Source organism: Thiocapsa sp., assembly GCF_035467215.1.
Lineage (GTDB): Bacteria > Pseudomonadota > Gammaproteobacteria > Chromatiales > Chromatiaceae > Thiocapsa.
Genome location: NZ_DATITZ010000211.1, coordinates 1 through 7232 on the forward strand (window position 1 = coordinate 1; position 7232 = coordinate 7232).

10 protein-coding genes are annotated in these 7232 nt (G+C 64.5%); 6 read left to right on the top strand and 4 right to left on the bottom strand.

The annotated features are described in order from the left end of the window. Positions 1 to 659 (top strand): SLC13 family permease (locus VLR48_RS11845; protein WP_325291984.1); only part of this gene is annotated, 659 nt, incomplete at its 5' end. Positions 660 to 880: 221 nt separating this feature from the next. On the opposite strand, the gene VLR48_RS11850 is transcribed toward VLR48_RS11845, so the two are convergent. After that, positions 881 to 1195 carry a pyrimidine/purine nucleoside phosphorylase gene (locus VLR48_RS11850; protein WP_325291985.1) on the bottom strand — a complete coding sequence of 105 codons (315 nt, stop codon included), beginning with the start codon at positions 1193 to 1195 and terminating at the stop codon, positions 881 to 883. A gap of 315 nt (positions 1196 to 1510) precedes the next feature. Between VLR48_RS11850 and mepA the strand changes: the two genes are divergently transcribed. Then, on the top strand, positions 1511 to 2380 hold the full coding sequence (gene mepA, locus VLR48_RS11855) for a penicillin-insensitive murein endopeptidase (protein WP_325291986.1): 870 nt from the start codon (positions 1511 to 1513) through the stop codon (positions 2378 to 2380). A 126-nt stretch (positions 2381 to 2506) separates the two neighbouring features. Here the strand turns inward: mepA and VLR48_RS11860 are convergent, their stop codons facing one another. Together VLR48_RS11860 and VLR48_RS11865 are read right to left on the bottom strand one after the other, a co-directional pair. Next, complete coding sequence (locus tag VLR48_RS11860) at positions 2507 to 2890, bottom strand: hypothetical protein (RefSeq protein WP_325291987.1); 384 nt, start codon at positions 2888 to 2890, stop codon at positions 2507 to 2509. Beyond that, on the bottom strand, positions 2890 to 3501 hold the full coding sequence (locus VLR48_RS11865; RefSeq protein WP_325291988.1) for a 2OG-Fe(II) oxygenase: 612 nt from the start codon (positions 3499 to 3501) through the stop codon (positions 2890 to 2892). Before VLR48_RS11865 ends, VLR48_RS11860 begins: the two co-directional genes overlap by 1 nt. A 258-nt stretch (positions 3502 to 3759) precedes the next feature. Between VLR48_RS11865 and VLR48_RS11870 the strand changes: the two genes are divergently transcribed. Then, complete coding sequence (locus VLR48_RS11870; protein ID WP_325291989.1) at positions 3760 to 4713, top strand: DMT family transporter; 954 nt, start codon at positions 3760 to 3762, stop codon at positions 4711 to 4713. Positions 4714 to 4772: 59 nt separating this feature from the next. On the opposite strand, the gene VLR48_RS11875 is transcribed toward VLR48_RS11870, so the two are convergent. Then, positions 4773 to 5327 (bottom strand): hypothetical protein, encoded by a 555-nt coding sequence (locus VLR48_RS11875; protein WP_325291990.1) that lies wholly within the window; start codon positions 5325 to 5327, stop codon positions 4773 to 4775. Between the two features lie 129 nt (positions 5328 to 5456). Between VLR48_RS11875 and VLR48_RS11880 the strand changes: the two genes are divergently transcribed. From VLR48_RS11880 to VLR48_RS11885, 3 genes are read left to right on the top strand one after another with little or no spacing between them, the layout of a single operon-like run. After that, positions 5457 to 6527, top strand: coding sequence for an Sfum_1244 family protein (locus VLR48_RS11880; protein WP_325291991.1), 1071 nt, complete (start codon positions 5457 to 5459; stop codon positions 6525 to 6527). A gap of 18 nt (positions 6528 to 6545) precedes the next feature. Further along, on the top strand, positions 6546 to 6725 hold the full coding sequence (locus VLR48_RS20265; RefSeq protein WP_414718606.1) for a CpsB/CapC family capsule biosynthesis tyrosine phosphatase: 180 nt from the start codon (positions 6546 to 6548) through the stop codon (positions 6723 to 6725). An 11-nt stretch (positions 6726 to 6736) separates the two neighbouring features. Beyond that, positions 6737 to 7189, top strand: coding sequence for a CpsB/CapC family capsule biosynthesis tyrosine phosphatase (locus tag VLR48_RS11885; protein ID WP_325291992.1), 453 nt, complete (start codon positions 6737 to 6739; stop codon positions 7187 to 7189). The last annotated feature ends 43 nt before the right edge of the window (positions 7190 to 7232 follow it).

A 7232-nucleotide genomic window follows, 5' to 3' on the forward strand; every position in this document is an offset into this window, starting at 1 on the left:
TCGTGGAGCAGCAGAGGAACTCGCGCGACTTCCTGCTGGTGAGTCAGATCGGGGATTCACATCCGCTCAAGCACAAGCACGCGCCGGTTGCCATCGCCATCGTGATCGGGATGGTCGCCGTCGTCACCGCGGGATGGCTCAGCATGTTGGAGGCCGCACTGCTGGCCGCGGGGCTCATGATCCTCACGCGCTGCACCGACAGCCGCACCGCGCGGCGCTCGCCGGACTGGCAGGTGCTGGTGGTGATCGCAACCTCCTTCGGCATCGGTGCTGCCTTGGAGAAGACCGGCGCGGCCTCGCTGGTGGCCGGCGGTCTGATCGGGCTGGCGGACGGGGATCCCTGGGTGACCCTCGCCTTGGTCTTTACGGCGACCGCACTCCTCACCTCGCTTGCGACCAACAACGTCGCGGCGGTGCTTGTGTTCCCCATCGCCGTGCAGGCGGCCCAGAGCATGGGAGTATCGCCGGAGCCCTTGATCTTGACGGTGATGGTTGCGGCATCCGCCAGCTTCGCCACCCCGATCGGGTATCAGACCAACCTGATGGTCTTCAATGTCGGCGGCTACCGCTTCGGGGACTTCGTGCGGATCGGCGTTCCCTTGACCTTGGTCGTGGGATTGGTGACGGTCCTGATCGTTCCGCTCGTCTGGTCCTTTTAAACCGCGCCCCACGCGGTATGGGATGTTTTTTGATGGGATCAGCCCCGGCGGATTCAACGACCGCTGGAGACGGCGCGGTTTAAGAGATTAAAAAAGATATGATTTTAAACCGCGCCCCCTAAGGGCCGTGGATGCACCAAACGCCGAGCTCACTCGAAAGTGAGCATCTCGCTCTGGACGCGGTTTAACCGAAAACCCGTGATCCGCCAGGCACGGCCCGATCAGCTGACGAAGGAGCAGCAATAGTCGGTCAGCGCCCGCACGCGAAGGCTGAATGTCGCCTGAGCCGGCACCTCGAACGACTCCCCGCCCTGCACCTGCACCCAATCCGCAGCATCGGGCAGCAGGACATCCAGATCCCCCTCGAGGATCTCCATGATCTCCTTGTCGTGCGTGGTGAACTCGTAGTCGCCCGGCTGCATGATGCCGAGCGTCTTCTTGCTGCCGTCGGGAAAGCGGATGGTGCGGCTGGTCACGCCGCCGTCGAAGTAGCAGTTGGCCTTCTTGACGACGCTGACATTGGTGAATTCGGACATGCGACTGAACCTCGTTCTCTGAGAGTCGGTGACGGAGCGCGCCGGCAAAGCGGACCGCGCAGTCTAAACCGCGTCCAGAGTGAAATGCGTCATTTTCATTTTGTGTCGGGCTCGAGGATTCTTCCGACCTTTGCATGGAAGCGGTTTAAATTTTAATGTTTTTAATGACCTAAGCCGCGCCGACTCCAACGGTCGTCGAGTCTGCCGTGGCCGATCCAATCCAAAAACAACGCAGACCGCGCTGAGCGCGGTTTAGGAGCGATCCGCGTATCATGCGCCGCAGTGTCATTTGCTGGAAGTCATTCAGGAGAATCCATGGCCCGGATCACTCAGGTCCACGCGTTCGGACCCGCCCTCGCCTTCTGCATCGTCGGCGCCCTGTTTCTTGTCGCGGCCCAGAACGTCCAGGCAACGCCTTGGGCCGCGGTCGCCGCGCCGAGCAGCGGGCCGCCCGAGGTGATCGGCGGCGTGTCCAACGGCTGCATCGGCGGTGCCGACGCACTGCCGGAGACCGGGCCCGGTTACGTGAGCATCCGACGCTATCGCAACCGCTACTACGGTCACCCGGCTCTGCTGCGCTTCGTCGAAGACATGGGCCGCGCGCAGCAGTCGCGCGGCGAGCGTCTCATCATGATCGGCGATCTGAGTCAGCCGCGCGGCGGGCGCATGTCGTCGTCCCATCGCAGCCATCAGAACGGATTGGATGTCGACATCTGGTTCACGCTGGCGGACTCGCCCGCTGCGGCCCGGCGCCTGATGGACAATCGCTCCGATCCGCAAAGTATGGTCCAAGCCGGCGGACGTTCGGTGGGTGCGGCCTGGGGGCCGGCCCAGGCCAGCCTGATCGAGACGGCCGCACGCCATCCGGGTGTCGATCGGATCTTCGTGAACGCGGCGATCAAGCAGGCGCTGTGCCGAAATAGCGACAGTGCCGATCGGGATTGGCTCCGCAAGATCCGCCCTTGGTGGAGTCACGATGCACACTTTCATGTGCGGCTGCGCTGCCCGGCAGGAAACCCGGATTGCGAATCGCAGGCCGCGCTGACCGGCGACGAGGGCTGCGGGGCGGACCTCGCCTGGTGGCTAAGCGACGAGGCCCTCAAACCATCGAAAGGCGGCGGCAGTGCAGCGAAGCCCGAGCCACGCATGCCGCAAGCTTGCAGCGCGATCCTGCGCGATTTCTGATCGTAGGTCCCGGCAATCGTTTAGGTCGGGTTCGGCGCGCCGTAAACCGACGTGGCGGCTACCCGAGACGGCGCATGTCGGATTGCGCTTCGCTTATCCGACTACATCCTTTCGGTGCTTACATCTCTACGAGACAGCGCGGCGCAAGGCCGCCTCGACCCGCGCCGGCTCGATCGGAAAGGCGATCGCCTCGAAGACCGGAAAGCGTGCGGTCATGGCGTCGAGCTTGTGTCGGTATTCGCTCTGGTAGAAGCAGATCACCTTGACCTCGGGATGGCGCTGCAGGCGCGCCATGAGGGTCTCTAGGTTGCTCGTGCGATCGCGAAAATCGGACTGGAAGTTGTATTCGGCGACGATGACGTCCGGGATACGGCGCTTGAGCGCCGCCTGCGCCTTGCGCTGCGAAGCGACGACCTCGACCTCGAATCCCAGGCTGCGATACAGCGGGGTCAGATTGGGGTAGCCCCCGAGCTCGACGATGGCCAGGAGTGTCGGTGCAGGGTCGCTCATCAGGCGAAGACCACCCAGGTGGTGGCGATGTATTTCACGCCGTCCCGGAGCACCGCCGCCCGGTGCTCGTGGGTCCAGAAGGGGGGGAAGAGGACGAGCTTGCCGCGCTCGGGGCGCACGGTGACCTCCTGATAAAGGAACTCGGTCTCCCCGCCCGGACCCGGCACATCGTTTAGGTACCACAGCGCCACCAACTGGCGTTGACTCAGCTCGTGACTGCCGCCGTCGACGTGCCAGTGGTAATACTCGCCGGGCCGATAGCGCTGGACCTGGTAGCCTTCATCCTTGAAAGGCCCTTTGAAATAGGGATAGGTCTCGCGAAATTCCTTGATCGCGGCGGCGAGCGAGCCGAAGAACATCCGGTCGACATCCTTCCAATCCGGCTTGTTGCTCACGACCAGATCCGTGGTGCGCTTGACACCCGGATCCTCGGTGCGAAGCTGCCCGACCCGCCCGGCATACTGGTATTCGGGCTGGGCCTCGAAGCGCTCGATCACGGCGTCGCAGAAGGCGGGCGGAAGCGCCAATGACCGCTCGAAGATGAAGCTCCCGGCTTTCACCTCGCGGATCGTGGGCAGCGGGGGCAGGTTACGTTCGACGGCGAAGGTCATGGCGGCTGAGTCGACTCATGGAAGGTGCGAGCTATTGTCCGGATTCGATGCGGCCGAGGTCAAACCGGAGCGCATCCGCGGGCTTGAGTCGGGGATCGGAGATGCAATATGGGATCGCTTCCGGCATCGGTTGGAGGGTGCTTCCGTCAGTGACCCTAGACCGGGCCGGTCGATCGGGATCGAGATCATGGACATGCTTGAGACAGACACCCGGACGCCATCCGCGCCGACCCAAACCGAACCGCTGCAGTCGCCCTCATGCAACTGACCCGGCGTCATCGCCTCGCCGATTGGGTCATGCTGCTGTCGCTGACCCTGATGTGGGGCACGTCCTTTCTCCTGACAAAGATCGCCGTCGGCGGCCTGCCGTCCGATCTGGTGGTCGCGGGACGTTTGGTCGTGGCCGCGGTGCTGCTCGTCCCCGCGGCCTGGATGCTCGCGGCCCGGCCGGTCGCCGGGGCGCGGCTCTGGGTCTTCTATGTCCTGATCGCCGTATTCGGCAATGTCCTGCCCTTTTCGCTGATCGCCTGGGGCCAAACCTTCATCGACAGCGGTCTGGCCGGCATCCTGATGGCCGTGATGCCGTTGGCGACCCTGGGGCTCGCCCATTTCCTGGTGCCCGGCGAGCATCTGACACGCTATCGCGTGGCTGGTTTTCTGTTGGGATTTGCCGGTATCGTGGTGCTGGTCGGCCCGGACGCCTTCGCGGACCTCGCCAACGGCCAAGGGCACCTGCTGCCGATGCTGGCGGTGCTGGGCGGGGCCATCAGCTACGCCGTCTCCTCGATCCTGGCGCGGCTGCGCCCGGCGAGCGACGCGCTCTTCAGTGCAGCCTCGACCATCTCGCTGGCGTCGCTGATGATGGTGCCGATCCTTTTCATGACCGGGGATGTCGCCGTGAATGTCTCGGTACAGGCCGCCCCGGAGACACCGCACCTGATCGCGGTCGCGCTGCTCGGCGTCTTTGCGACCGCGATCGCGACCATCGTCTACTTCAAACTGGTGAAATCGGCCGGCCCCTCCTTCGTCTCTCAACTCAATTACCTGATCCCGTTGTGGGCGGTCGGCGTCGGGATGCTCTTCTTGGGCGAGGAGCCCGAGCCGAACCATCTCTACGCACTCGGTCTCATCCTGTGCGGCATCCTGGTCACCCACCTGGAGCGACGCGGCACCCCGCGCACTCGAATCCCGGCTCCGCGCAGGTCGGGTTAGCGCAGCGTAACCCGACATTCGCCCTCGCACCGAACCGCCGACGTCGGGTTACGGCGCACTCACTCGAACAGGTCGCGGAAGGCCTTGGAGAAACGCTTGTAGGCATCCCATCCGTCCTTATCCATGACCTGATCGATGACCCAGCGGTTCTCCTCGCTCGGACTCATCAGGGATTGGATCTCGAAGCCGAGATGGCGCAGGAAGGCGTAGCTCGGGCCCTCGTCGTCGAATTGGTAGTCGGCATACTCGCCCGAGCGCGCGTTGAGCCGCGCGATGAAGGGCCCGCCGTAGTCGCCCGGACCGAGCAGATCCTGCGTGTTGTCCTGCACATGCTCGAAGACCTTCTTCGCAAAGGCGGTGATGAGGGTGCGGCGGTCCTCGTCCTTCAAGATGCCGTGCGACATGCGATCCGCGATCTGGATCAGGAAAACCAGGTACTCCTCGATCACGTCCAGGCGCTGACGATCGCTCTCGTAGACGAAGCGCTCGCAGTGCAGATTGATCGCCTTGTCCACGGCGATACTCCAGGCGATGAAGGCCAGCGCGCTCGCGATCTCCGGGAGCGAGCGCTCCTGATCGTCGTTCCACCAATGACTCTTGATACGTAATGCCACGTCCGACTCCTGTTTCGCGACTTGTTTGGACCGACGCCGCCCCGAGGTTGGCAGGGCGGAGCGAAGCTGTTAGCTTGATGTCCTATCATTCTACTCAGAAAAAAGACCCTTCCGGCTCGAGGTGTACAGATGCCGAACCCTGCAATCAGCGTGCTGGCCGAGGCCGTGCAGTACAACTGTCACGTCTCGGATGCACGCCACGGCGCCGATGACTCGCTCTGCATCTATCTGATGAAGATGCGGGAATACTTTCGCTGGGAAAAGCACCTCCCCTATGGTGCGTCCTTGGAGCGCGAGCAAGTCGGGGAGTGGCTCCAAGCGCGCGAGCAGCTCTGGGAGGAGCTCGAAGAGGCGCAGTTGCGGCCCATCGAGATCGACGGCCAGCGCTACGACCCCTTCGACGCGGATGCCATCAACAGCCGACTCGCCCCGCTCGGTCTGGTCTACAGCGGCGGGCTCGGCAACCGGGCCAAGCCGCACTTCGTTCTCGGCGCGCTCGAGCAACGCCGATCGAGCGAAGGTTACTCGGTCTTCGTGGTCGCCGACGAGTATGCCCGTGACCTGACCGCGCCGCCGGCCATGACCCTAGGTCGAACCATCTTCGTGCGGCGCGAGTCTCTGCGACGTTATCTGTGGGAGAAGCTCGAAGGCTGGCGCTGGCATCGCCCCGACAACGCCCTCGGGCGCGCCTTCGCCTGCTACGACTTCGAGGGTGCACTCGAGGCGTCGCTCGACGCCATGACCGAGCACGAGATCACCACCCTTTTGCTGCACGAACAAGGCGAGTACGCGGCCGGACAGCGGCTCGGAGAAGACTGGAACGCCATGCTGATGTCGCTCGCCAACACGCCGGCCGAGCTGATGGCGCGTGCGGTGCGCGATCACCTCGCCGATTGTCTCGTCACCCTTCCGGCGCTCGCCGAGGCGGGCGAGCCGGCCTCGCTGCATTTCTATATCGGCACCTTGACCGGCATGCGTCTGCATCTCTTTCCGGCGCTGCGCGATGCCTATGCGTCCTGGCTCGGGACCGATGCGCGTGATGCGTTCGTGCACATAGCGGATCAGGGTCGCGCCCATTGGGAGCAGCTCGCCGAGGAGATGCTCGGGCTCTACCGGCGCCACGACGGCGACACGCCGGATGCGAGCCCCGAGGCCTTCCCCGATGCGATCCGGCATCTGGTTGAATCCCGTCGACTCTAGCACCCGCACAAGGAATCCATGCGACCGGAACCCGCAGTGATCGACGCCCATTGCCACATCCTCCCCGGCCTCGACGATGGCGCGCACACCTTCGAGACGGCGATTGACATGGCCAGGGCAGCCGTCGCGGGCGGGACCCACGGGATCATATGCACACAGCATCATCGTGAACGGGGTCTACAAGAACCGGCAACCTGATCCGGCACGCCTTGGCGGACCTGCAGCGACGCCTGCGGTACGGCGTCACGCCCGTCATCACCCACCCCGAGCGCAATCTCGTGCTCGCGCGGCGCCCGGAGCGCTCGGCTGAATGGATCGATTGGGGCTGCAAGGTCCAGCTCACCGCGCAGAGCTGCAGCGGTGATTTCGGCGAGCGTCTGCAACGGCTCAGTCGGCGCTGGCTGGGGTCGGGATGGGTGCATCTGATCGCCTCGGATGCCCATCGCCCGACGGGGCGCAGTCCCGACGCCCCGGGCGAGGCCTGGGCCCGCGTCGCCGAGTGGCTGGGGGAGGATGCGGCAACCCTGCTGACACTGGACAATCCGCGACGTCTGCTCGAAGGCGCGGATCTGTCGGCGCTGCCGCCCTGCACGAGCGCCGACACAACGCCGGTCGGAGGCGACTGGCTGCGCTTTTGGCCCTGGCACCGTCGAGCGGGGTGAGCTTGCGCGGCACAACGGTCGTGCGGGTCAGCCGCTGCCGACC